The following is a 22,617-nucleotide window of genomic DNA, read 5'->3' as shown; positions in this document are numbered from 1 at the left end:
GACAAGAAGGGTGCAAAGCCCTCCGCATTGGGAGGACGCCGATGACCGACAAGATCACCGATCCGGTCGCCTTGTGGCAGAAGATGGTTGGCGAAATGGAGAAGGGTTTCAACTCCTTCGCGACCAAGGCGATGGAGACGCCCGAATTCTCGCAGGCCATGAACCGCGCCGGCGGCGTTGCTGCAGGTGCTCAGAAGCAATTCGGCGATCTCATGGAGAGGTACCTGATCTCGATGAACCTGCCGAGCCGCGAGCAGATGACCGGCATCGCGGAACGGCTCCAGTCGATCGAAGGCCAGCTCGGCGAGATCAAGTCGATGCTGAGCCAGATGTCGGCCACGTCGGGCGCGCCGCAACCCGGCGCCGCGCCGCGGCCACCGCGAACCAAGCGTCCGCCGTCCGAAGGCGGAGACCAAAAATGAACGCGCCGGCGGGACTTGATCTTGCCTCGATCCCGGAGCGCATCCAGTCCGAGGTGCAGCGCGCGATTCAGCGCAGCATCAAGGGCGTCGAATATTTCTCGACCTCGGGCCCCTCGCTCGGCTCGACGCCAAAGGACGTGCTGCACTCGCGCGGCACCATGAGCCTCTATCACTACCGGCCGATGTCGGACGAGATCTACCGCGTGCCGGTGCTGATCGTAATGGCAACCACCAATCGCGGCTACATCCTCGACCTCGTGCCCGGCCAGAGCTTCATCGAGTTCCTGCTGAAACGCGGCTACGACGTCTACATGCTGGACTGGAGCGCGCCGAGGCCGGAGGAGAAGAGCCTGCGCATGGAGGACTATGTCCTCGACTTCATTCCGGACTGCGTCCGCCGCGTGCAAGCCGATTCCGGCGAGCAGGACGTCTCCGTCATCGGCTATTGCTTTGGCGGCGTGCTGTCGCTGCTCTACGGCTCGATCCACAAGGGCGGGCCAATGAAGAACCTGATCTGCTTCACCACGCCGATCGACTTCCGGGAGATGAAGCTGTTCTCGAACTTCTCCGACCGCCGCTATTTCGACGTCGACCACCTCGTCGACAGCGTCGGCAACGTGCCGCCGGAGATGATCCTGTCCTCGTTCGAGATGCTGCGGCCGGCCTCGCGCACGGTGAGCCAGATCCAGCTCTGGGAAAACATCTGGAACGACGAGTTCGTGAAGTCGTACCGCATGTTCGACCGCTGGGCGACCCACACGCTGCCGCTCGCCGGCGAATATTTCCGCACCATCACCAAGGACCTGATGTGGGATAACAAGCTGTTCAACGGCACCATGTCGGTCGGCGGCCGTGCGGCCAGGCTCGAGAACATCACGGTGCCGATCCTGCATGCGGTCGCCGAGCACGATCACATCGTGCCCTATGAGGCCGCCAAGCACCTGATCGCCAAGATCGGCTCGACCGACAAGGAAGAGGTGATCCTGAAGGGCGGTCACGTCTCGCTCGTCGCCGGCGCCAACGCGGTGAAGCGGCTGTGGCCGAAACTGGATTCCTGGCTGGGAAAGAGATCGACATGAGCGAGCAGCGTTCCTATCCGCGCGACGTCAAGACCGACGCCGGCGCTATCGAGATCCGCCTGATGTCGCCCGCAGACGAGGCCGCGGTGCTGGCTTTTGGCAAGGGCCTGCCGACCCATGACCTGTTGTTCCTGCCACGCAACATCAGCGAGCCGAAGGTGCTGTCGGCCTGGGTCAAGGAAATCGAGCGCGGAGCTATTCAGAGCCTGCTCGCGGTGAGAGAGGGCAGGGTCGTTGGTTGCGGCACGCTGGTGCGCGATCCCCATTCCTGGTCGCCTCATGTCGGTGAGATCCGGATGGTGGTTTCGCCCCAGGTCCGCGGCAAGGGCGTGGGCAAAGCGCTGTCGCAGGAGACTTTTGCGCTGGCGCTCGGAGCGGGCCTGGAAAAGCTCTCGGTCCAGATGACGGTGGATCAGCAGGCGGCGATCGCCCTGTTCGAGAGCCTCGGCTTCAAGGCCGAGGCCCTGCTGCGGGACCATGTCCGGGACGTCGACGGCAAGACCCACGACATCGTCGTGCTCGGCCATAACATCGCGCAGGTCCAGGCTCAGATGGAGGCCTACGGCCTGCCTGGCGCCGTGCAGCACTAAGCAGGAGGCGTCCGACATTGGGTCCGGATCGGAACCCATTCACGTGCCCCCATGGCTACGGAAGCATCACGATGTCTCTCGTGAGAGTTGTTCACGATTTCGTGATATCGCACTGCAATATCAATATTGCGATGCACAATTAACCGTGCCATATAGGTCGTGCCCCGGGCCAATGCGGACGGGGTGAGCCCATAGCTCAAACCATTGAGGATGGAGAGAACCCCATGACCACTGAAACCAACACCGCTTTCGAGGGCTTCAAGGACGCTTTCAAGAACATCCAGAACCTGGAAGTTCCCGAGGCCGCCCGCGAATTCGTCAAGAAGACTGCCAATACCGCCAAGGACCGTGCTGCCGAGGTGTTTGCTGGCTCCGAGCGCGTGACCGCCGCCGTCGAGAACGCGGTGACCGAGTCCATCACCGAGGCCGGCAAGATCAGCCGCAACATCCAGCAGGCGATCTACGAGGACGCCGAGGCGTTCTTCTCGGGCATCGACAAGCTCGCGTCCGCCAAGTCGGTCAGCGAAGCCGTCGAGATCCAGTCGAGCCTGCTCCGCTCCCGCGGCGAAGTGTTCGTCTCGCGCGCCAAGGCGACCGCCGACTATCTCGGCAAGCTCGCCGCCAACGGTGCGAAGTCCGCTCAGGACAATTTCGCCAAGGTCTACAGCAAGACCGCCTGATCTGGCGCCTGAGCACAAACTGAATTTGAGGCCCGCTTCGGCGGGCCTTTGTTTTGCGCCGCCGTCATTGCGAGGAGCTCGCGACAAAATTGCGTAGTAATTTTGCGCTGATGCGACGAAGCAATCCAGAGTCTTTCCTCTGAAAGATTCCGGATTGCTTCGCTTCGCTCGCAATGACGAGTACTGTGATGCAGTCATGGACTCATCTGTCACCTTTTCCTTCGACGCCCCCGGCGATGCCGCACGCGCGGCCGAGCTGCGCCGCGTCAAGACGCTGGCGACTTTGGTGCTGGCCGCGACGCTGGCACTGTTCGTCGTCGCGAAATGGCTTCTGCCCGTGCATCCCGTGTTCGGCTTCATTGCCGCCTTCGCCGAGGCCGCGACTATCGGCGGGCTCGCCGACTGGTATGCCGTGGTGGCGCTGTTCAAGCGGCCGCTCGGCCTGCCGATCCCGCACACCGCGATCATCCAGAGCAACCAGGCCCGCATCGCCGACAAGCTCGGCGAATTCATCCAGGTGCATTTCCTCGAGGCGGGTCCCGTCGAAGCCAAGCTGAAGGAGATCGATTTCGGCTCCTTCGTCGCCGACTGGTTGCGCGACCGCAAGCGCAGCGACGACCTCGCGCGCTTTGCCCTGCGTCTCTTGCCGGAGGCCGTGTCCGCAACCGAAAGCTCCGGCCTGATGACCTTTATCATCCGCCGCATGTCCTCGCAGCTCCAGGCGATCGACCTCGCGCCGCTCGCGGCCGGCACGCTGCGCGGCTTCGTCGCGGAGGGACGGCACCAGATCCTGTTCGACGATCTCCTGCGCGTGATGCACGAGACCTTGAACCAGACGGAGACGATGGCGATGATCCGCGAGAAGGTGCGCGCGGAATTGCCGACCCTGCTCAAGCTCTATCGCGCCGACAAGTTTCTGGTGAACAAGATCGTGGCCTCCGCCACCGCCTTCTTCAACGAAGTGCGCAGCGACCCCAAGCATCCGTTCCGCGACGAGTTCGACCGCATGGTGCTGAACTTCGTCGATAGGCTCGGCACCGATCAGGCCTATATCGACCGCATCGACGGCCTGAAACGCGATCTCCTGGCGCGGCCGGAGCTCGCCGATCTCGCCCGCACCGTCTGGGCCAACACGCGCTCCTTCATCGAGCGCAGCGCGAGCGGCGAGACGCAGGTGCTGCAACATCATCTCGCCGGGATGTTCGTCTCGGCCGGCGAGGCGCTCGCCAGCGATGCCGAGTTGCGCGGCGAGATCAACAAGGGTCTCGTCACCGTGCTGCGCAGCTTCGTCGCGGACCAGAAGAGCGGCGTCTCGACCTTCATCTCCGATCAGGTCAAAGCGTGGAATATGACCCAGCTGATTTCGCTGATCGAGATCAACATCGGCCGCGACCTGCAATACATCCGCTTCAACGGCTCGTTGATCGGCGGGCTCGCCGGGCTCGCGCTCTACACCGTAGAATTCCTGCTCCGATTGTTGTGACTTTTGCGTCACGGCCGTTAGCATTAACGCGCGGACCTATTGTCGCCCCGCGTCTCTCCCGCTTGAATACCAGGAACCGGCCGCCTAGCTGATTCATGTTGCGCTGCGGAACGATCCAGAAGCCGGCGAGTTGGAAATCTGTCTACGCATTTGCCGGCCTCGCCGGCCTCCTTTTCAGCGATTCTTCCCAGGGGACCATTGATGACCGCTACTGCCCAAACGCTGCGTCCGCCGTCCCGTACCTTGATGTTTCTGGAAGGACGCGCGATCCACGAGTTCGGCGCATTCCTCGGCGCGCTGCCGCTGCTGAGCCTTGCGCCGCGCGGCGATGGGCATCCGGTGCTGGTGCTGCCGGGCCTCGTGGCCTCCGACACCTCCACTGGCGCGCTGCGCACGTTTCTGAGCAGCAAGGGCTATGCAGTGGCTGGTTGGCGCCAAGGCCGCAACTACGGCCTGCGGCCCGGCGTGCAGGATGCGATGCTCGGTCAGATCCGAGAGCTCAACGACACCCACGGCCGCAAGATCAGCTTGGTCGGTTGGAGCCTCGGTGGCATCTATGCGCGCCAGCTTGCCAAGATGGTGCCGGACAGCGTGCGCCAAGTGATCACGCTTGGTAGCCCCTTTGCCGGCGATCCACGCTCGACCAACGCCTGGCGCGTCTATGAATGGGCGAGCGGCCGCAAGGCCGACGAGGTTGATCCGCGTTTCGGCGGCGAGCTTGCCGCTCCGCCGCCGGTGCCGACCACCGCCATCTTCAGCCGTACCGACGGCGTCTGCGCCTGGCAAGGCTGCATGGAGAAGACGGGCGCACAGACCGAGAGCATCGAGGTCGAGAGCAGCCATTGCGGCATGGGCCATCATCCGGCCGCCGTCTATGCCGTAGCCGATCGCCTCGCGCAGAAGGAAGGCCAGTGGCGCCCGTTCGATCGCAGCGGCTGGCGCAGCGTGGTGTATCCCGATCCGCATCGGTAGCGCTCCTCTTCACCTCTCCCTGCAAGCTGGGCGAGGTCGGATTGCATCGGAGATGCGATAGCGGGGAGAAGGAGAAGAGCCGTCGTCCCGCTCCACTGTCGCGCCTGCACCAAACGCGCTAAGGCTGCTGCATGGCGCATCCGCTCTCTCGTATCATCGACCAGCTCAAGCGCGAGCCCTCGCGCACCGGCTCCATCGTCATCACAGTGTTTGGTGATGCCATCGTGCCGCGTGGTGGCTCGGTGTGGCTCGGCACGCTTCTGGAATTCTTCGAAAGCCTCGACATCGTCAGCGGCGTGGTGCGCACCGCAATGTCGCGGCTTGCCGCCGACGGCTGGCTGACGCGCGAGAAGGTCGGTCGCAACAGTTTCTATCGCCTGGCCGACAAGGGCCGCCAGACGTTCGAGGCCGCGACGCGCCACATCTACGATCCGCCGCCGTCCGACTGGACCGGACGTTTCGAGCTGCTGCTGATCGGCAATGGCGAGGATCGCGACGCATCGCGCGAAGCGCTGCGCAATGCCGGCTTCGGCAGCCCGCTGCCGGGCGTATGGGTCGCGCCATCGGGCGTTCCGGTGCCGGATGAGGCCGCGGGCGCGATCCGCCTCGAAGTCTCGGCGGAAGACGACAGCGGCCGCCGTCTGCTCAGCGCGAGCTGGCCGCTCGATCGGACCGCCGATGCCTATCTGAAATTCATGAAGACGTTCGAGCCGCTGCGCGCCGCGATCGCGCGCGGCACGGATCTGTCCGAGGCCGACGCCTTCACCGCGCGGATCCTCTTGATCCACCATTACCGCCGCGTCGTGCTGCGCGATCCATTGCTGCCCGAGAGCCTGCTGCCGCCGGATTGGCCGGGCAGGGCGGCCCGCGAACTCTGCGGCGAGATCTATCGCGCGCTGCTTGCTCCGTCCGAACAATGGCTCGACAGCCATGGAACCAATGAAAAAGGGCCGTTGCCGGCCGCGCGAAAGCTGCTGGAACGAAGGTTCGGCGCCTGATCATTATGTTACAGAAATATCTTGCATGATGTAAATCTTGTTATATATTCTCTCCCAATAAACGGGAGGATGCGCATGTACACCCAGGCGCTGAACACGGCCGAGACCGCTGATCGCGATCTCGAGGACGCAGGCAAAGCTGCGCAATTCCAGGCCCGCATCGATGCCGAGGAGCGCATCGAGCCGAACGATTGGATGCCGGCGGCCTATCGCAAGACGCTCACCCGCCAGATCTCCCAGCACGCGCATTCCGAAATCGTCGGCATGCTGCCCGAAGGCAACTGGATCACGCGCGCGCCGACCTTGCGCCGCAAGGCCGCGCTGCTCGCCAAGGTGCAGGATGAATGCGGCCACGGGCTCTATCTCTATGCCGCCGCCGAGACGCTCGGCTCCTCGCGCGAGGAGCTGGTCGACGCCATGCTCGCCGGCAAGGCCAAATATTCATCGATCTTCAACTATCCGACGCTGACCTGGGCGGACATCGGCACGATCGGCTGGCTGGTCGACGGCGCCGCGATCATGAACCAGATCCCGCTGTGCCGCTGCTCCTACGGGCCTTATGCGCGCGCGATGATTCGCGTCTGTAAGGAGGAGTCCTTCCACCAGCGCCAGGGTTACGAGATCATGGTGACGCTGTGCCGCGGCTCGGAGGAGCAGAAGGCGATGGCGCAGGACGCGCTGAACCGCTGGTGGTGGCCGGTGCTGATGATGTTCGGTCCGCCCGACGCGACGAGCCAGCACAGCGACACCTCGACGAAGTGGAAGATCAAGCGCTTCTCCAATGACGAGCTGCGCCAGAAGTTCGTCGATGCCACCGTGCCGCAGGCGCAATATCTCGGCCTCACCATTCCCGATCCCGGCATGACGCAGGACGCTGACGGCCACTGGCGCCACAGCGAGATCGACTGGACCGAATTCAAGCAGGTGCTGACCGGCAACGGCCCCTGCAATCGCGACCGCATGGCCGCGCGCCGCAAGGCGCACGAGGAGGGCGCCTGGGTGCGCGAGGCGGCAGCTAGCTATGCCGCCAAGCGCGCCCAGCGTCAGACCGCCCAGGCTGCCGAATAGGAGACCGATATGGCCACGCCGAACACGCCGCTGTGGGAAGTCTTCATTCGCAGCCGCAACGGGCTCGCACACAAGCATGTCGGCTCGCTGCATGCGAGCGATGCGATCATGGCGCTGCAGGCCGCCCGCGACATCTACACCCGGCGCGGCGAGGGCCTGTCGATCTGGGTCGTGCCCTCGAGCGCGATCACCGCGAGCGATCCCGCCGAGAAGGGCATGATGTTCGAGCCGGCGGAATCCAAGATCTACCGGCACCCGACGTTCTACGAGGTGCCGGATGAAGTGGGGCACATGTGATGGTGGTCGCCAACATCCAGGTCTCCGAAACCCCGCTGGTGATCTACGCGCTGCGCCGCGCCGACGATGCGCTGATCCTCGGTCATAGGCTGTCGGAATGGTGCGGGCACGCGCCGATGCTGGAAGAGGACATGGCACTCTCCAACATCGCGCTCGACCTGATCGGCCAGGCGCGGGAGCTCTACACCTTTGCCGCCAAGGTCGAAGGCAGGGACAACGACGAGGACAAGCTCGCTTACTTGCGTGACGTGCGGCAGTACCGCAATCTTCTCCTAGTCGAGCAGCCCAACGGCGATTTTGCCCAGACCTTGGTGCGGCAATTCTTCTATTCCGCCTTCGCCGATCTCTACTGGCGCGCGATGATGAATTCGCGCGATGCGACGCTGGCGGCGATTGCTGCGAAATCGGAGAAGGAGAGCGCCTACCATCTGCGCCATGCCTCGGAATGGATCATCCGGCTCGGCGACGGCACGGAGGAGAGTCATCGCCGGGCGCAGGCTGCGATCGACAATCTCTGGGCCTTTACCGGCGAGATGTTTGCCGTCGACGACGGCGAACGCGCGCTGATCCATCGTGGCATTGCCGTCGATCCCGCAAGCTTGCGCGGGCGCTGGCTGGCGACTCTCTCGGAGGTCACGCGTGAAGCAACGCTCGCGCTGCCGCAGAACGACTGGATGCAGCAGGGCGGTCGCTCCGGTCGTCACAGCGAGCATCTCGGCCACCTCCTGTCGGAGCTGCAATCGATGCAGCGAACTTTCCCGGGGCTGATATGGTGACGGTGACCGATGACGCCGCGCTGCGCCAGCGCGCCTGGGACGCCGCCGCAAGCGTGGTCGATCCGGAAATTCCGGTGCTGAGCATTGCCGATCTCGGCGTGCTGCGCGACGTCGTTCTCGACGGCGATCATGTCGAGGTCGCGATCACACCGACCTATTCGGGTTGCCCGGCCATGAACATGATCGCGCTCGAAATCGAGGTTGCGCTGGAGCGCGCCGGTTTTCAACATGCAAAGGTACGGACCGTGCTGTCGCCGGCCTGGACCACGGACTGGTTGACCGAGGACGGACGCAAGAAGCTGCGCGCCTACGGCATCGCGCCGCCGCAAGCTTCAAACTCGCGCCGCGCGCTGTTCGGCGATCAGACGGTGGCGTGCCCGCAATGCGGCTCGGACAAGACAGAGCTGCTGTCCGAATTCGGCTCGACCTCCTGCAAGGCGCTCTGGCGCTGCAAGGCCTGCCGCGAACCCTTCGACTATTTCAAGTGCCATTGACCATGTCCGCAGCCGCACCGCGCTTCCATCGCCTCGCCGTCAGGGACCTCCGTCGCGAGGCTACGGACGCCGTCTCGATGACCTTTGCCATCCCCAACGAACTCGCCGGCGATTACGCCTTCACACCCGGCCAGTATCTGACGTTGCGCGCCACGCTCGACGGCGAAGAGGTGCGCCGCTCCTATTCGATCTGTTCCGGCCCTGACGACGGCGAGATCCGTATCGCCGTCAAGAAGGTCGACGGCGGCGCGTTCTCGAGCTGGGCCGCCGAAGATCTCAAATGCGGCGACGAACTCGACGTGATGACGCCGACCGGCCGCTTCGGTCTGGTCCCGCCGGCAGATCGTGCGCGCGTTCATGTCGGCTTCGCCGCCGGGTCCGGCATCACGCCGATCCTGTCGATCGTGAAGGGCGTGCTCGCGCGCGAGCCGGACAGCCGCTTCTTCCTATTCTATGGCAACCGCACCACCGACAACATCATGTTCCTCGAAGCGCTCGAGGAGCTCAAGGACCGCTTCATCGATCGTCTCTCGATCTTTTACGTGCTCTCCGGCGAGGAGCAGGACATTCCGATCCTGCATGGCCGGCTCGACGGCGACAAGGTGAGGGTGCTGCTCCGCGCGCTGGTGCCGGCGGCCAGCGTCGATCACGTCTTCATCTGCGGTCCTCTTGGCATGAGCGAGGACATCGAGGCGACCTGCCGCGATCTCGGCATCGCCGACGAGCGCATCCATGTCGAGCGCTTCGTCTCCGAGTTCGGCGGCAAGCCGCGGCCGAAAAAGGCGGTTGCGCCCGACGCGCCGCCGAAGGCGATCGCCTCGCTGATCATCGACGGCAAGCGCCGCGACGTGCCCGTCGCCCAGGACGAGGCCATCCTCGATGCCGCGCTGCGCGCCGGCGTCGATCTGCCCTTTGCCTGCAAGGGCGGCATGTGTTCGACCTGCCGCGCCAAGCTGGTCGAAGGCAAGGCGCCGATGGACATCAACTATTCGCTGGAACCGTGGGAGCTCGAGGCCGGTTTTGTTCTCACCTGCCAGGCCAAGCCGTCCACCGAGCGCGTCGTGGTCGATTATGATCATGTCTGATCAGGCGTTCTGCGGCTCCGCAATGCAAATGCGTCGCAATATTTGACAGTGTGAGCCAACCAGAACAACATCATGAGCAAACGTCTGGCCGGGAGAAGCGCGTGAACGTGAAAGCCGCCCTGTCGCCTGAGGATATTGCCCGTGCCTGCGCCGAGGCGATGTGGGCTGAGGACGATGCCTCCAAAGGTCTCGGCATGGAGATCGTCGAGATCGGCCCGGGCTTCGCGACGCTCGCCATGACGGTGCGGCCTGATATGGTCAACGGCCAGCGTATTGCTCATGGCGGCTTCATCTTCACGCTCGCCGATTCCGCCTTCGCGTTCGCCTGCAACTCGCACAATGAGCGCGTCGTCGCGGCGCAGGGCCAGATCACTTTCATCAAGCCGGGCAAGCTTGGCGATCGTCTCATCGCAAGAGCGCGGGAGATCACCCGCGGCGGCCGCTCCGGCATCTACGACGTGCGTGTCACGGCGGGCGAGGTCGTCATCGCGGAATTCCGCGGACATTCCCGCGTCATTCCCGGCAAATGGCTGCCGGCGCAAGATCAATAAAACCAAACAAAAAAGAACAGGCAATGTGGGGAAACGAGGATGGCTCTGACGAGGCTCAAGGAAGGTGGCAACGCCTATAGCGCCGAGATGGATGCGCATGAGCGCGCCTCGCGCGGCGAGATCATGGCGCTGCAGAAGCAGCGGTTGGCGTGGTCGCTGAAGCACGCCTACGACAACGTCGCGCATTACCGCAAGGCGTTCGACAAAGCGGGCGTGCATCCGTCCGACTTTCGCGAGCTCTCTGATCTCGCCAAATTCCCGTTCACGGTCAAGACGGACCTGCGCGACAATTATCCCTTCGACATGTTCGCCGTGCCGCGCGAAAAGCTGGTGCGGGTGCATGCCTCATCCGGCACGACCGGAAAGCCGATCGTGGTCGGCTATACGCAGCGCGACATCGACACCTGGTCCGAGGTGATGGCGCGCTCGATCCGGGCCGCCGGCGGCCGCACCGGCATGATCATCCACAATGCGTATGGCTATGGACTCTTCACCGGCGGTCTCGGCGTGCACTACGGCGCCGAGAAGCTTGGCTGCACGGTTGTCCCCATTTCCGGGGGCATGACCGAGCGGCAGGTGCAGCTCATCAATGATTTCCGGCCCGACATCATCACGGTGACGCCGAGCTACATGCTGGCGATCCTCGACGAGTTCAAGCGCCAGAAGCTTGATCCGCGCCAGTGTTCGCTCAAGATCGGCATCTTCGGCGCGGAACCCTGGACCAACGCGATGCGCGCCGAGATCGAGGACGCCTTCGACATGGACGCGACCGACATCTATGGCCTGTCCGAGGTGATCGGCCCGGGCGTCGCTCAGGAATGCATCGAGACCAAGGATGGCCTGCACATCTGGGAGGATCATTTCTACCCGGAAGTGATCGACCCCGAGACCGGCGCGGTGCTGCCCGACGGCGAGAAGGGCGAGCTGGTCTTCACGTCGCTCACCAAGGAAGCCTTTCCGGTGATCCGCTATCGAACCCGCGACCTGACGCGGCTGCTGCCGGGAACGGCACGGCCGGGCATGCGGCGGATGGAGAAGGTGACCGGGCGCTCGGACGACATGATCATCCTGCGCGGCGTCAATCTGTTCCCGACCCAGATCGAGGAGGTGCTGCTCGCGACCGACTGGTGCGGCGGCCATTTCATCCTCGAGCTCACCCGGGAAGGCCGCATGGACGAGCTCACCATCATCGCCGAGGCGCGGCCCGAGAGCTGGGACGGCCGCGGCCTCGTCGACCATGCGGATCGAATTTCGACCCACATCAAGAATACGATCGGCGTCAGCTCCAGGGTGCAGGTAGTTGCGCCGGCCACGCTGGAGCGCTCGCTCGGCAAGGCCAAGCGGCTCTTCGACAAGCGGCCAAAGGACTGACCGGACGGATTGACTCGACCGGCGCCAGAGGCGACAAGGCCCGCGAGAAATCGCGGGTCTTTTCATGTCAGCCGATGCCAAAACCGTCGAAGCGCGCTGTGTGCGCCTCAGCGCCAAAGCTGAAAATGCCGCTGCGCTTGCGCCGACAATTGAGCGGCAGATGCTTGCGCGCGGGCCGAACGATCTTCTGATCGAGGTGAAGGCTGCCGCGGTCAATCCCTCCGACGTCAAGGCTGCGACCGGGCTGATGCCCTATGCCGTGTTCCCCCGGACCCCCGGCCGCGACTATGCCGGCGTGGTGATTGACGGGCCCGCCGGCACCATTGGGAACGAAGTGTTCGGCTCGTCCGGGGACCTCGGCATTCGTCGTGACGGCACTCATGCGAGCCATCTCGTGGTCGAAGCCGATGCGGTCGTGGAGAAGCCGAAGACTGTGTCCTGGGAGGAGGCCGCCGGCATCGGCGTGCCCTTCGTGACCGCGATGGAAGGCTTTCGCAGGGCGGGCGTGCCGAAGCGCGGCGAGACCGTTCTGGTTTTCGGGGTGAATGGCAAGGTCGGTCAGGCCGCGGTGCAGATCGCGACCTGGCAGGGCGCGCGCGTGATCGGTGTGGTGCGCAGGGCGGAAGCCTATGAAGGCCACACCAACGCGCCCATCGAGGTGATCGACGCCTCCGCCACCGAAATCGCCGCGCGCGTGCACGAATTGACCGGCGGCAAGGGCGCCGACGTCGTCTTCAACACGGTCGGCGATCCCTATTTCCAGGCCGCGCACAAATCGCTCGCGCTTCGCGGCCGCCAAATCCTGATCGCCGCGATCGACCGCATCGTGCAGTTCAACATCCTCGAATTCTATCGGGGCCAGCACACTTATGTCGGCATCGACACGCTGGGTCTATCCTCGGCCGCGACGGGTGCGGTGCTGCGCGACATCGGGCCGGGTTTTGCGAGCGGCCATCTGAAGCCGTTTCCGATCAGGGCGAATGCGATCTATCCGCTGGAGCGCGCGAAGGAAGCGTATGTTGCGGTCGCCGGCTCCTCGCGTGACCGGGTGATCCTGAAGCCGTAACCATGGAATCCACGCAACTCGTTATCCTCGCCGGCCTGGCCATCGGTCTCGTCTACGGTGCCGTTGGCCTGCTCAGCGGTTTCTGCCTGATGAGCAGCATGCGCGGGTTACTGGCTGAGGGCGACGGGCGGCTGGTGCGGACCTACGCGCTCGCAATCGCTGTTGCGATCGCCGCGAGCCAGTTCCTCGCCGGCAGCGGCACGGTCGATCTCGGCAAGTCGATCTATCTGCAGCAATCGTTTTCCCCGGCGGTGCTGTTCCTCGGCGGCCTGCTGTTCGGCTACGGCATGGTGCTTTCGAACGGCTGCGGCTCGCGGGCGCTGGTGCTGCTCGGCCGCGGCAATCTCCGCTCCTTCGTGGTCGTGATCGTGCTCGCGATTGCCGCGCAGATGACGCTGAAGGGCCTCATCGCACCGGCGCGCATTGCGCTGGTCCAGGCAACGCAAGCCACGGCTCCTGCCAATTCGCTGCCGTCGTTGCTGGCGACGCTCGGCTTCACGGAATCGCTTTCACGCGCGCTCGCCGCGGCCGCGACAACCGTCGCGCTGAGCCTGTTCGCTTTCGCGCATCCTGCGTTCCGTCGCTCGCCCGGTCAGGTCGTAGCGGGCATCATTGTGGGCCTCCTCGTCGCCGGCGGCTGGCTGGCCACCGGCTATCTCGGTGCCGACGACTTCAATCCGGTCCCCGTGACCTCCCTTACGTTCGTCGCGCCGATCGCCGATAGCCTGCAATATGCCATGCTCTCGACTGGACTGACGCTCAACTTCGGCATCGCGACGGTGGCCGGCGTCTTCGCCGGCAGTCTGGTGACGGCACTCGCAACTGGCCGCTTCAAGCTCGAAGGCTATTCCTCGCCGCGCCACATGCTCCGCTCAGGGACCGGTGCCGCGCTGATGGGGATCGGCGGCGTGATGGCGTTCGGCTGCTCGATCGGGCAGGGGCTCACCGGCGTGTCTACGCTCGCGCTGGGATCGTTCGTCGCGGCTGCCGGCATCCTGCTCGGCACCGCGGCGGGCCTGCGCGGGGTTCTGCGGGTTCAGCCTCTCGCGGTGGCCTGACTGCGCAACAACCGATCGCCCAGCGTCGCAAGGCCGATGCCGGAGACGATCAGCGCGGCCGCGACGGCAAGGCTCGCGTCGATGGGTTCACCCAGAAGGATCGCAGCGCTGGCGATGCCGACCAGCGGTGTCCCGGTGGTGCCGAGCGACGTCGTCAGGGCTGAGATGCTCTTGTTGACCATCGACATCGCCCAATAAGCCAGGACTGTTCCGACCAGGCCCGAATAGAGAAACAACAATACGAGCCTCCACGACCACTCCACATGCGGGAGGCCATCCACAGCCGTCGCGCCGACCGACAGCACGATCGTTGCCACGAGCACCTGCCAAAGCAAAAGCTGAAGCGGAGATCCGATCCAGCGATGCGCGCGGATATAGATGATGTTCGCAGCCCAAGAGATCGCGGCCAGGATGACCATGCCGGCGCCGAGCAGCACGTTTGGGTTGGTCCAGTCGATCGAGGATGGATTCAGGATGACGGCAAGGCCGATCAGCCCGAGCAGAGCGCCGGCGAGCTTCGGCGCCGTCAGCGTGTCCTTGCCGAAAAGGGGCGCGGCGAGTGCGACCCAGAGCGGCGTGGTGTAGCCGAGCACGATGCCCTTGCTTGCGGGCAGGAAGCGAAGGCCGCTGGCAACCAGGATCGAGAACAGCGTCATATGCAGCAGCGCCACGCTCAGGATCACGGGAAAGTCGCGTCGCTCCGGGATCACGAGATTGTTGCTCAGTCCGAGCAGCACGAACAATCCAGCCAGCGCGATCCAACTCCGGATTGCCGCGCTCCACAACGGCGGGACGAACTGCACGAGCTGCTTGGTCACCGACCAATTCACGCCCCAGGCCAGCACCACGATGAAGAACAGGCCGATGGCCGCACGGGGTGACAGGGTGTTCATGTCGCAGGTCCTTGAAGCAGTCCGAGCCGCCGGATAGCATCCCGACTGGCATTTGAAAAAGTGCCAGATTGGAGAAGAAGAGAGTGCCAGTATCCGACACGACGATCTCCGCGTTGATCGAGCTGAAGCGGACCGATGGCGAGGGGCTGGTGGCGCAACTGACGAACCAGCTGCGAGGCCTGATCGCGACCGGCCGCCTCGGCAAAGGCCGCGTGCTGCCGTCGAGCCGACGGCTTGCGAGCGATCTCGGCGTCTCGCGCAACACCGTCACATACGCGTTCGAGCAGCTCGCGGCCGAGGGATATGTCGCAGCGTCTCATGGCCGCCGTCCCGTGGTCATGATCGACGGCCACGAACGCATCGAACGGGGCGCCGTCGCAGCGGGCGAATGCGTCGGCAAACTGCGGCTCTCGCCTTGGGCTACGAAGCTCCAGCAGGCCGACTGGCCGATGTCTTATCGGGGGGAGCTCAAACCGCTGCGCCCGGGGCTGGGCGATTTCAGGGAGTTTCCGAACGAGGTCTGGGCACGCTGCCTGCGCCGCAGTGCCGTGCATGCAGGCAGGCGCGAGCTGGGACCGGTCAACCGGCTGCGCCTGCGGGAGGCGCTGACGAATTATCTGGCGACGAACCGGGACGTCCGCGCCACGGCGGAGCAGATCATGATCCTGCCGAGCGCGCAGGCCGCGCTGACCTTGATTGCTGCCACACTCATTTCACCGGGCGATCATGTATGGGTTGAAGACCCCGGCTATCCTGGCGCGGCGGCTGCCTTTCACGCATCCGGCGCGCGCCTGACCGGCATCAGGCTGGATGAACAGGGCATGCAGCGAATGCCAGGCCTTGGAGCTCCCAGGCTGATCTTCATGACGCCGTCGCATCAGCACCCAACCGGCCGGTTGATGTCGCTAGCCCGTCGAACCGAGTTTCTCGCGGCAAGCCGGCCCGGCAGGACCTGGATCGTCGAGGACGATTACGACGGCGAATTCCACTACGACAGCCGGCCGGTGCCGGCCTTGCAGGGGTTAGATGCCCATGGCCGTGTGTTCTATGTCGGCACATTCTCGAAGGCGATGAGGTCGGACATCCGGCTCGGCTATCTGGTCGCGCCGGCGGCGCTGGTCAGCACCTTGGAGATCGCGCAGCAGCACATGGGACTGATCGCCGCCAGCCACATCCAGGAGGCGCTGGCCGAATTCATCGCCGATGGGCACTTCCTCGCACATCTGCGCCGCATGCGCCGGCTCTATCACGCGCGCCGCGATCATCTTGTCGAGGAGCTGCAGCGGCATCTCGGTGGCATGCTCTTGGTCGAAGTGCCCCCCGGCGGTATCCAGCTCGTCGCCCGTCTCGAGCGCGGCCGCACTGATCGGGCGGCGGTGAAGCGGCTGGTCGAGGCGGGCGTCGAAACGCGCGCCTTGTCCAGCCTGGCGCTCGGCAAGCCGCGCGATCACGGCCTGCTGCTCGGCTTTGCGGCGTGGCGCGAAAACGAGATCAGCGCGGCCGTGCGCACGATGGCGTCGTGCTTCTAGTGGGGCATCGCTACTCCACCGCTTTCGTCACGATCCGGATCTCCGACGTCAGCGTCCGGTGCACCGGGCACTTGTCGGCGATCTCCATCAGCTTCTTGCGCTGCTCGGCATCGAGGGCGCCGTCGATCGCGATGTCGCGCTCGATCTGGTCGAGCATGCCCTCGCGGGTCTCGCACTCCGCACAATCCTTGGCGTAGATCTTGGAATGCTTCAGCGTCACCGTGACGCGGTCGAGCGGCAGCGACTTGCGGTCGGCATAGAGACGCATGGTCATCGAGGTGCAGGCACCTAAGCCGGCGAGCAGGAAATCGTACGGGCCGGGCCCGGCATCCGCGCCGCCGGCTGCAATGGGCTCGTCCGCCACCAGATGATGCGGGCCGACGATGATGGTCTGGTTGAACTTGCTCTTGCGGGTCTCCTGCACCACGACCTTCCGCGGCTCCTCCGGCAGATCCATCGCCTTTGCGGGCGTCGCTGCATCGACGTAACGGCTGGCCCAAGCCACGATCACGTCGGCGGCGTAGAGCGCGTCGGCAGGCTTGGTCAGAAGATGATCGGCATGGTCGAGCGAGACGAAGCTCTTGGGGTGTCTTGCTGCAACGAAGAGCTTCGTTGCGTTGTCGATGCCGACGGTATCGTCAACGGGCGAATGCATCACCAGCAGCGCCTTGTGCAGGCCGGTGACGTCCTTCATCAGCTCGTGCTCGGCGATGTCGTCGAGGAATTCGCGCTTGATCCGGAACGGGCGTCCCGCGAGCGAGACTTCGACCTCGCCTTGCGCGCGGATGTTGTCGAGATGCTCCCTGAACAGGCCGGTGACGTGGGCGGGATCCGAGGGCGCTGCGATGGTGGCCACCGCTCGTGCCTCGGGAATTTGTCCGGCAGCGGCGAGGATCGCGGTGCCACCCAGGCTATGGCCGATCAGGATCGAGGGTGCCTTGCGGGTCTCGCGCAGATGATCGGCCGCGCGCACGAGATCGGCAACGTTGGAGGAGAACGTCGAATTGGCGAAATCACCGCCGCTGGAGCCGAGCCCGGTGAAGTCGAAGCGCAGCACCGCGATGCCCTTGGCGGCGAGCGCGACCGAGATGCGCTTGGCCGCCAGCGTGTCCTTGCCGCAGGTGAAGCAATGCGCCAACAGCGCGAAAGCCGCGGGCTCGCCGTCAGGCAGCTCCAGCGCGGCCGCGAGCTGATGGCCGCCTTCGCCGGTGAATTGAAAGCGTTCCGTCGGCATGGGCTTCCCCCCGTCTTGCTCGAACCTAATCGCCCGAATAGCGCTGCTCGGCCCAGGGATCACCGCGGTTATGATAGCCGCGGACTTCCCAGAAGCCCGGCGCGTCCTCGGTCAGGAATTCGATGGCCTGGAGCCATTTCGCGCTCTTCCAGAAATAGAGGTGCGGCACGACCAGCCGCACCGGGCCGCCATGCTCCTCCGTCAGCGGCTGGCCGGACCAGCTGTGGGCGAGCAGCGCGTCCTCGGCGGCAAAATCCTCCAGCGCGAGGTTGGTGGTGTAACCGTCATAGGAATGCAGCACGACGAAGCGGGCATCCTCGCGCGGCTGGCAGGCCACCAGCAGCTCGCGCGTGGCGAGCCCTTCCCACTCGTTGTCATAGCGCGACCAGGTCGTGACGCAATGGATGTCCGAGGTGAACCGGGACTGCTTCTGCGCGGCGAATTCGGCAAAGGTCCAGAACGCGGGGGTCTCGACCGCGCCATAGACGTCGAGCCGCCAGCGCTCGCGCGAGACCGGCGGCGTGACCCCGAGATCGAGTACCGGCCAGTCCTTGGTGAGGTGCTGCCCGGGCGGAAGCCTTTGATCCTCCGGGCGTGTCATCTTGCCGGTGAGAAAGCGGCCCTCGCGCGCCCACTTCTCCTTGGTGCGCGTCAGCTTGCTGTCGGATGGCGTCTCGTCGGTCATGGCCTGTGCTCGTGGCGATGCATGGCGGAGGCGTGCTTGGTGTCGCGCCGCCATGAAAGGCCTGTCCGCTTCCTTTGGGAAGGCCTTACATCGCCTTTCCGAGCAAAAATGGCAACTGGCGGGGGCCGCGCACCGTTCCTTGCGACCAAGTCACAGTGCCTGCCGGATCGAGCCGGAAGTCGGGAATCCGCTTCAGCCATTCCTCCAGCGCCACCTGCATTTCCATGCGCGCGAGGTTGGAACCGACGCAGCGGTGGATGCCGAGGCCGAAGGCCGCGTGACGATTCTCGCGCCGGTCGATCACGACTTTGTCAGCGTCCGGAAACATCGTGGGGTCGCGGTTGGCTGCCGGGAACGACAGCAGCACCATGTTGCCCGGCTTGACCGGACAGCCGGACACCGTGGTCTCCTTGACCACCTCGCGCGCCATCGTCACCGGCGAATAGGCGCGCAGCAGCTCCTCCACGGCGGTTGGAATCAGTCCGGGCTCGGCGATTAGCCGCTCGCGGTCGGCCGGCGTCTTCGCAAGATGCCAGAGCGAGGAGCCGATCGCGCTCCAGGTGGTGTCGATGCCGGCGATCAGCAGCAGGCGCAGCGAGCCCATCACATGGGTGTCCTCGAGCGGATTGCCGTTCTTGTCCCTGGCGTTCATCAGGTAGGAGATCAGGTCGTCGGTGGGCTTGCTCTTGCGCGCTTCGATGTGGCCGCCGAAATAGGCCGTCATCTCCTGCACGGCCTGGAGCAGCTTGCTCTCGTCCTTGATGCCGAGCTCAAGGATCATGTGGATCCAATTGATGAAAAGGTCGCTGTCGCTCTCGGGAATACCGAGCATGTGCGCGATCGCCCGAACCGGGATGTGCTTGGTGTAGCGCGCCGCAGCGTCCACCCTCTGCTCGGCGATGAAGTCGTCGATCAGCTCGTTGCAGATGGCGCGGACGCGCGGCTCGAGCTTCTTCATCGCGTCCGGGGTGAACGGCGGCAGCAGCAATTGCTTGGCCGGCTTGTGCTCGGGCGGATCGGAGGTGATCGGCGGGGCTGCGTTCCTGCTGGTGATTTCCGGCCGTACGTCGCGGACGATGATGCGGCGGGAGGAGAAGTGCTCGGTGTCGTTGGCGATCTCGCGCACGGCCTCATAGGTCGTCGGCAAATAGCAGCCGAGGAAGCGTTTCGTGTGCACCACGGGGCTTACGGCTCGCAGCTCGTCCCAGATCGGGAACGGGTCCTCGGTCCATTGCGGATCGGTGTGGTCGAAATCATGAACCCAGTCGGTGACGGGCGGATGGGCGACAGGCTGGTCGACGTCGGACATGGCAGGGAATCCCTTGGCTCGTGTTCGCTGAACGCAGCGGGGCGGCAACGGCCGCACTATTCCTCGATCACATCGATTGCGATTTCCGGGCAGTTGGATTTCGCAAGCCAGGCCTTGTCCTCGAGTCCCGGAGGGACGGTGCCGTCACCAGCTTCGTGCGCGTTGCCGTATTCGTCGAGCTCGAAAAGCTCCGGCGCGAGCGCCTTGCAGCGGGCATGGCCCTGGCATTTGTCGGGATCGACGTGAACCTTCAGTCGCTCTGCCATTCTCGGCTTCCTTGGTCGTGTGCGCGCGAGGGCGAAGGCGGCGCGTTTCCTCATCTCGGTTCTATTTAAGTTATATACTATTACATTCGCGGCGGGCTTCCCTTGTCAAGCGGGAACTTGTAGGCTTCGCCCCGACATGCGTTCACGACCAGCCCGCAAGCCCGCGAAGACCTACCACCATGGCGATCTCCGCGATGCGTTGATCGAGGCCGCACTGCAAGAGGCAGAGCGGGGCGGCGCGGAGGCGATCAGCATCAAGGCGCTTGCCAAGAAGCTCGGGGTCTCGCAGCCGGCGCCATACCGGCATTTTGCCGACCGCGAGGCGCTGCTCGCCGCCGTTACCGCGCAAGCATTCCGGCAGCTCTCGGCGCTCTTGCGTGATGCGATGGCAAAGCCGTCGCAGCAATCGAAGCTCTCGCGGCTCGCACAGGCGACGCTCGATTTCGGCTTGCGCCGGAATGGCATCTACCGCCTGATGTTCGCCTCGCGCACGGTGTCCTGCGCGGCCAAGGGCAGCGAGCTGCACGAGGCGACGCGGGAGACCTTTGCGCTCGTCATCGAAGCTCTGGAAGCGCCCGCCGTGGGCTATTTGCGCGAACGGCAGGCGCTCAAGATCTGGGCGGCGCTGCACGGCGTGGTGATGCTGGCCGAGCAGGGCCTGTTCACGGGCGAGGCGGCGCATGCCACGCGCGAGGAGCTGGTCGAGGATTTCGTCAACGAGACGAAGGCTGCGCTTGCGGTCGCGATCAAGGATGCGCGACGTCGGACCAAGGCCGGCGCTTAGAGCATGATCCGGAAAAGTGCATGGCGGTTTTCCGAAAAGATCATGCTCAAACAATAACCTAAAGCGCGATGACGATCCATCCTAATCGCATCGCGCTTTAACCCTTCGCCTTCAGCAGCTTCATCAGCTTTTCGACCGCGCTGTCCGGCGTGGTCACGACGGGGCGGCCGGCGGCCTCCGCGACCAGCGGCGCCGTCGCGGCGATGCTGAATTGCGCCAGCGCGATGACGTCGCAATCGCGCAAGCTCCGTGAGGCCTCCGCGATCAGCCGGTCATGCGTGGCGCGGTCGCCGCGGTCGAGCGCGGCCAGCGCGCCGTCGGCGAGCTTCGGCACCACCTCGACGGAGGCGGGAAACTCGGGCGGCATCGACGCCAGCGTCGGCGGAAAGGTCGAGAGCAGGCCGATGCGCCGGCCCATGGTCACCGCCCTGTCGATCATGGCCTCGTTCGGCTTCAGCACCGGCATCGACGCATGCGCGCGCGCGACGGCCTCGATGCACGGGCCGAAGGCGGAGCAGGTGAACAGGATTCCATCCGCTCCCGTCGCCGCTGCATAGTCGCCGAGCGCGAGGAACCGTTCCGTCATGGCATCGTTGAGTTGCCCGTCGCGGGCGAGATCCGCCGAGAGACTGTCGTCAAGCAGGTTCATCAGCCGCGCCTCGGGCCACGCCTGCGCAAACGCTGCCTCGATCGGGGCGATGGAATGCTTGAGGGCGTGGATAAGGGCGATGCGCATGGGGGGCTCGATGCTTCTTCTCCCTCTCCCCGTTCGTACGGGGAGAGGGTCGGGGGTGAGGGGCTCTCTCGGCACAAAAAGGTGAGAGTTGGACGCGCGGAAACTCCCCCTCACCCGGATTGCTGCGCAATCCGACCTCTCCCCGCAAGCGGGGAGAGGTGAACTCCCTTACTTGAACGGAATGGCGTACATCAAGCCGCCTTTGCTCCAGAGGCCGTTGAGGCCGCGATCGAGCTTGAGCGGGCTGGCCTTGCCGACATTGCGCTCGAAAATCTCGCCGTAATTGCCGCCGGCCTTGATCGCCTTGACCAGCCATTTGTTGTCGAGCCCGAGCCGCGAGCCGAGGTCGCCGCTGGCCCCCAGCAGCCGCTGGATCGCAGGCGTTTGCGACTTCGTCATCTCCTCGACATTGGCTTGCGTGACGCCGAGCTCCTCGGCCTCGATCAGGCCGTAATGCAGCCAGGCGATGATGTCGCTCCAGACCTCGTCGCCGTTGCGGGTGAAGGGTCCGAGCGGCTCCTTACTGATGGTCTGCGGCAGCACAATGTAGTCGGCTGCGTTCGGCGCGGCCGTGGTCACCGCGCCGGCGAGGGCCGAAGCGTCCTGGGTCATCGCATCGCAGCGGCCGCCGAAGAAGGTCTGGTACATTGTGTCGACGCGGTCGAACACCAGGGGCTTCCAGTCGATGCCGTTGGCGCGGCCGTAATCGCCGAGCGTGACCTCGTGCGTGGTGCCCTGCGCGACGCAGACGGTGGCGCCCTTGAGGTCCTTCAGCTCCTTGACGCCGAGGTCCTTCTTCACGACAAAACCCTGGCCGTCGTAGAAGTTGATCGGACCCTGCCGCAGGCCCAGCGTCGCGCCGCGCAAATAGGTCTGCGTCGAGTTGCGATAGAGCACGTCGATCTCGCCCGATTGCAGAGCGGTGAAGCGGTTCTGAGCCGTCAGCGAGACGTAGCGCACCTTGGTAGGATCGCCGAGCACGCCGGCCGCCAGCGCGCGGCAATAATCGACGTCGAGACCCCTGTAATTGCCTTGCGAGTCCGGCGCCGAGAAGCCGGCAAAACCGGCACTGACGCCACACACCAGCGTGCCGCGGCTCTTCACCGTATCGAGCGTCGCCGCCGCTGCGATCACCGTCGATGCCGCGAGCAGGCCCGCTGCGATAACCACTTTCCTCATACTACTCTCCCC

25 protein-coding genes are annotated in these 22,617 nt (G+C 64.7%); 18 read left to right on the top strand and 7 right to left on the bottom strand.

Annotated elements, in window-relative coordinates:
* Positions 1-41 precede the first annotated feature (41 nt).
* From GA0061099_RS01675 to GA0061099_RS01600, 16 genes are all read left to right on the top strand, one after another.
* Entirely contained in the window at positions 42-422 is a 381-nt protein-coding gene (locus tag GA0061099_RS01675) for a hypothetical protein (RefSeq protein WP_036004795.1), read from the top strand.
* The gene (locus GA0061099_RS01670; RefSeq protein ID WP_074447506.1) at positions 419-1,501 is read left to right on the top strand and encodes a PHA/PHB synthase family protein; all 1,083 of its coding nucleotides are present in this window, start codon (positions 419-421) and stop codon (positions 1,499-1,501) included. Before GA0061099_RS01675 ends, GA0061099_RS01670 begins: the two co-directional genes overlap by 4 nt.
* The gene (locus GA0061099_RS01665; protein WP_036025753.1) at positions 1,498-2,091 is read left to right on the top strand and encodes a GNAT family N-acetyltransferase; all 594 of its coding nucleotides are present in this window, start codon (positions 1,498-1,500) and stop codon (positions 2,089-2,091) included. Before GA0061099_RS01670 ends, GA0061099_RS01665 begins: the two co-directional genes overlap by 4 nt.
* Positions 2,092-2,315: 224 nt before the next feature.
* Positions 2,316-2,771 (top strand): phasin, encoded by a 456-nt coding sequence (locus tag GA0061099_RS01660; protein ID WP_036004804.1) that lies wholly within the window; start codon positions 2,316-2,318, stop codon positions 2,769-2,771.
* Positions 2,772-2,967: 196 nt separating this feature from the next.
* Positions 2,968-4,254, top strand: coding sequence for a DUF445 domain-containing protein (locus GA0061099_RS01655; RefSeq protein ID WP_036025752.1), 1,287 nt, complete (start codon positions 2,968-2,970; stop codon positions 4,252-4,254).
* A 201-nt stretch (positions 4,255-4,455) separates the two neighbouring features.
* A complete protein-coding gene (locus GA0061099_RS01650; RefSeq protein WP_036025751.1) occupies positions 4,456-5,226 on the top strand; it encodes an esterase/lipase family protein in 771 nt (256 codons plus the stop codon).
* 131 nt (positions 5,227-5,357) lie between these two features.
* The gene (paaX, locus tag GA0061099_RS01645; RefSeq protein WP_036025750.1) at positions 5,358-6,224 is read left to right on the top strand and encodes a phenylacetic acid degradation operon negative regulatory protein PaaX; all 867 of its coding nucleotides are present in this window, start codon (positions 5,358-5,360) and stop codon (positions 6,222-6,224) included.
* A 75-nt stretch (positions 6,225-6,299) separates the two neighbouring features.
* Positions 6,300-7,292, top strand: coding sequence for a 1,2-phenylacetyl-CoA epoxidase subunit PaaA (gene paaA, locus GA0061099_RS01640; RefSeq protein WP_036025764.1), 993 nt, complete (start codon positions 6,300-6,302; stop codon positions 7,290-7,292).
* Between the two features lie 9 nt (positions 7,293-7,301).
* On the top strand, positions 7,302-7,589 hold the full coding sequence (paaB, locus tag GA0061099_RS01635) for a 1,2-phenylacetyl-CoA epoxidase subunit PaaB (RefSeq protein ID WP_036025749.1): 288 nt from the start codon (positions 7,302-7,304) through the stop codon (positions 7,587-7,589).
* The gene (gene paaC / locus GA0061099_RS01630; protein WP_036025747.1) at positions 7,589-8,365 is read left to right on the top strand and encodes a 1,2-phenylacetyl-CoA epoxidase subunit PaaC; all 777 of its coding nucleotides are present in this window, start codon (positions 7,589-7,591) and stop codon (positions 8,363-8,365) included. The genes paaB and paaC overlap by 1 nt, the downstream gene beginning before the upstream one ends.
* Positions 8,359-8,859 carry a 1,2-phenylacetyl-CoA epoxidase subunit PaaD gene (gene paaD, locus GA0061099_RS01625; RefSeq protein ID WP_036025745.1) on the top strand — a complete coding sequence of 167 codons (501 nt, stop codon included), beginning with the start codon at positions 8,359-8,361 and terminating at the stop codon, positions 8,857-8,859. The genes paaC and paaD overlap by 7 nt, the downstream gene beginning before the upstream one ends.
* Before the next feature lie 2 nt (positions 8,860-8,861).
* Positions 8,862-9,944 (top strand): 1,2-phenylacetyl-CoA epoxidase subunit PaaE, encoded by a 1,083-nt coding sequence (paaE, locus tag GA0061099_RS01620; RefSeq protein WP_036025744.1) that lies wholly within the window; start codon positions 8,862-8,864, stop codon positions 9,942-9,944.
* A 101-nt stretch (positions 9,945-10,045) separates the two neighbouring features.
* The gene (gene paaI / locus GA0061099_RS01615) at positions 10,046-10,495 is read left to right on the top strand and encodes a hydroxyphenylacetyl-CoA thioesterase PaaI (protein WP_036025743.1); all 450 of its coding nucleotides are present in this window, start codon (positions 10,046-10,048) and stop codon (positions 10,493-10,495) included.
* Positions 10,496-10,534: 39 nt separating this feature from the next.
* On the top strand, positions 10,535-11,866 hold the full coding sequence (gene paaK, locus GA0061099_RS01610; RefSeq protein ID WP_036025742.1) for a phenylacetate--CoA ligase PaaK: 1,332 nt from the start codon (positions 10,535-10,537) through the stop codon (positions 11,864-11,866).
* Between the two features lie 64 nt (positions 11,867-11,930).
* Positions 11,931-12,932, top strand: a complete 1,002-nt coding sequence (locus tag GA0061099_RS01605; protein WP_036025741.1) for a quinone oxidoreductase family protein — start codon at positions 11,931-11,933, stop codon at positions 12,930-12,932.
* A 2-nt stretch (positions 12,933-12,934) separates the two neighbouring features.
* The gene (locus tag GA0061099_RS01600; protein WP_036004835.1) at positions 12,935-13,990 is read left to right on the top strand and encodes a YeeE/YedE family protein; all 1,056 of its coding nucleotides are present in this window, start codon (positions 12,935-12,937) and stop codon (positions 13,988-13,990) included.
* Here the strand turns inward: GA0061099_RS01600 and GA0061099_RS01595 are convergent.
* Positions 13,969-14,883 (bottom strand): DMT family transporter, encoded by a 915-nt coding sequence (locus tag GA0061099_RS01595; protein ID WP_036025740.1) that lies wholly within the window; start codon positions 14,881-14,883, stop codon positions 13,969-13,971. The two genes, GA0061099_RS01600 and GA0061099_RS01595, sit on opposite strands and share 22 nt — an antisense overlap.
* Positions 14,884-14,966: 83 nt before the next feature.
* On the opposite strand from GA0061099_RS01595, the gene pdxR reads away from it, so the two are divergent.
* Positions 14,967-16,412 (top strand): MocR-like pyridoxine biosynthesis transcription factor PdxR, encoded by a 1,446-nt coding sequence (gene pdxR / locus GA0061099_RS01590; RefSeq protein ID WP_036025763.1) that lies wholly within the window; start codon positions 14,967-14,969, stop codon positions 16,410-16,412.
* 10 nt (positions 16,413-16,422) lie between these two features.
* On the opposite strand, the gene GA0061099_RS01585 is transcribed toward pdxR, so the two are convergent.
* The 4 genes from GA0061099_RS01585 to GA0061099_RS01570 all read right to left on the bottom strand — a co-directional run bounded on the left by GA0061099_RS01585 (position 16,423) and on the right by GA0061099_RS01570 (position 19,906).
* Positions 16,423-17,646, bottom strand: a complete 1,224-nt coding sequence (locus GA0061099_RS01585) for a bifunctional alpha/beta hydrolase/OsmC family protein (protein WP_036025738.1) — start codon at positions 17,644-17,646, stop codon at positions 16,423-16,425.
* 25 nt (positions 17,647-17,671) lie between these two features.
* Positions 17,672-18,331, bottom strand: a complete 660-nt coding sequence (locus GA0061099_RS01580; protein WP_036025737.1) for a sulfite oxidase-like oxidoreductase — start codon at positions 18,329-18,331, stop codon at positions 17,672-17,674.
* 85 nt (positions 18,332-18,416) lie between these two features.
* Positions 18,417-19,640 carry a cytochrome P450 gene (locus tag GA0061099_RS01575; protein WP_036025735.1) on the bottom strand — a complete coding sequence of 408 codons (1,224 nt, stop codon included), beginning with the start codon at positions 19,638-19,640 and terminating at the stop codon, positions 18,417-18,419.
* Between the two features lie 56 nt (positions 19,641-19,696).
* Positions 19,697-19,906 (bottom strand): ferredoxin, encoded by a 210-nt coding sequence (locus tag GA0061099_RS01570; RefSeq protein ID WP_018648108.1) that lies wholly within the window; start codon positions 19,904-19,906, stop codon positions 19,697-19,699.
* Positions 19,907-20,042: 136 nt separating this feature from the next.
* On the opposite strand from GA0061099_RS01570, the gene GA0061099_RS01565 reads away from it, so the two are divergent.
* Positions 20,043-20,690 (top strand): TetR/AcrR family transcriptional regulator, encoded by a 648-nt coding sequence (locus GA0061099_RS01565; protein ID WP_036025733.1) that lies wholly within the window; start codon positions 20,043-20,045, stop codon positions 20,688-20,690.
* Between the two features lie 97 nt (positions 20,691-20,787).
* Here the strand turns inward: GA0061099_RS01565 and GA0061099_RS01560 are convergent, their stop codons facing one another.
* Together GA0061099_RS01560 and GA0061099_RS01555 are read right to left on the bottom strand one after the other, a co-directional pair.
* Positions 20,788-21,426, bottom strand: a complete 639-nt coding sequence (locus tag GA0061099_RS01560; protein WP_036025731.1) for an aspartate/glutamate racemase family protein — start codon at positions 21,424-21,426, stop codon at positions 20,788-20,790.
* Positions 21,427-21,594: 168 nt separating this feature from the next.
* Complete coding sequence (locus GA0061099_RS01555) at positions 21,595-22,605, bottom strand: amino acid ABC transporter substrate-binding protein (RefSeq protein ID WP_036025729.1); 1,011 nt, start codon at positions 22,603-22,605, stop codon at positions 21,595-21,597.
* Positions 22,606-22,617: the final 12 nt, after the last annotated feature.

The sequence above is a fragment of the Bradyrhizobium yuanmingense genome, assembly GCF_900094575.1.
Classification (GTDB): Bacteria; Pseudomonadota; Alphaproteobacteria; order Rhizobiales; family Xanthobacteraceae; genus Bradyrhizobium; species Bradyrhizobium yuanmingense.
Note: the sequence above shows the minus strand (reverse complement) of the source record. Positions and strands in the feature narration are given on the sequence as shown.

Bases quoted from the DNA above. Each gene is read 5' to 3' on its own strand.
- GA0061099_RS01675 (WP_036004795.1), top strand. From the start codon at position 42: ATGACCGACAAGATCACCGATCCGGTCGCCTTGTGGCAGAAGATGGTT.
- GA0061099_RS01670 (WP_074447506.1), top strand. From the start codon at position 419: ATGAACGCGCCGGCGGGACTTGATCTTGCCTCGATCCCGGAGCGCATC.
- GA0061099_RS01665 (WP_036025753.1), top strand. From the start codon at position 1,498: ATGAGCGAGCAGCGTTCCTATCCGCGCGACGTCAAGACCGACGCCGGC.
- GA0061099_RS01660 (WP_036004804.1), top strand. From the start codon at position 2,316: ATGACCACTGAAACCAACACCGCTTTCGAGGGCTTCAAGGACGCTTTC.
- GA0061099_RS01655 (WP_036025752.1), top strand. From the start codon at position 2,968: ATGGACTCATCTGTCACCTTTTCCTTCGACGCCCCCGGCGATGCCGCA.
- GA0061099_RS01650 (WP_036025751.1), top strand. From the start codon at position 4,456: ATGACCGCTACTGCCCAAACGCTGCGTCCGCCGTCCCGTACCTTGATG.
- paaX (WP_036025750.1), top strand. From the start codon at position 5,358: ATGGCGCATCCGCTCTCTCGTATCATCGACCAGCTCAAGCGCGAGCCC.
- paaA (WP_036025764.1), top strand. From the start codon at position 6,300: ATGTACACCCAGGCGCTGAACACGGCCGAGACCGCTGATCGCGATCTC.
- paaB (WP_036025749.1), top strand. From the start codon at position 7,302: ATGGCCACGCCGAACACGCCGCTGTGGGAAGTCTTCATTCGCAGCCGC.
- paaC (WP_036025747.1), top strand. From the start codon at position 7,589: ATGGTGGTCGCCAACATCCAGGTCTCCGAAACCCCGCTGGTGATCTAC.
- paaD (WP_036025745.1), top strand. From the start codon at position 8,359: ATGGTGACGGTGACCGATGACGCCGCGCTGCGCCAGCGCGCCTGGGAC.
- paaE (WP_036025744.1), top strand. From the start codon at position 8,862: ATGTCCGCAGCCGCACCGCGCTTCCATCGCCTCGCCGTCAGGGACCTC.
- paaK (WP_036025742.1), top strand. From the start codon at position 10,535: ATGGCTCTGACGAGGCTCAAGGAAGGTGGCAACGCCTATAGCGCCGAG.
- GA0061099_RS01605 (WP_036025741.1), top strand. From the start codon at position 11,931: ATGTCAGCCGATGCCAAAACCGTCGAAGCGCGCTGTGTGCGCCTCAGC.
- GA0061099_RS01600 (WP_036004835.1), top strand. From the start codon at position 12,935: ATGGAATCCACGCAACTCGTTATCCTCGCCGGCCTGGCCATCGGTCTC.
- GA0061099_RS01595 (WP_036025740.1), bottom strand. From the start codon at position 14,883: ATGAACACCCTGTCACCCCGTGCGGCCATCGGCCTGTTCTTCATCGTG.
- GA0061099_RS01585 (WP_036025738.1), bottom strand. From the start codon at position 17,646: ATGCCGACGGAACGCTTTCAATTCACCGGCGAAGGCGGCCATCAGCTC.
- GA0061099_RS01580 (WP_036025737.1), bottom strand. From the start codon at position 18,331: ATGACCGACGAGACGCCATCCGACAGCAAGCTGACGCGCACCAAGGAG.
- GA0061099_RS01575 (WP_036025735.1), bottom strand. From the start codon at position 19,640: ATGTCCGACGTCGACCAGCCTGTCGCCCATCCGCCCGTCACCGACTGG.
- GA0061099_RS01570 (WP_018648108.1), bottom strand. From the start codon at position 19,906: ATGGCAGAGCGACTGAAGGTTCACGTCGATCCCGACAAATGCCAGGGC.
- GA0061099_RS01565 (WP_036025733.1), top strand. From the start codon at position 20,043: ATGCGTTCACGACCAGCCCGCAAGCCCGCGAAGACCTACCACCATGGC.
- GA0061099_RS01560 (WP_036025731.1), bottom strand. From the start codon at position 21,426: ATGCGCATCGCCCTTATCCACGCCCTCAAGCATTCCATCGCCCCGATC.
- GA0061099_RS01555 (WP_036025729.1), bottom strand. From the start codon at position 22,605: ATGAGGAAAGTGGTTATCGCAGCGGGCCTGCTCGCGGCATCGACGGTG.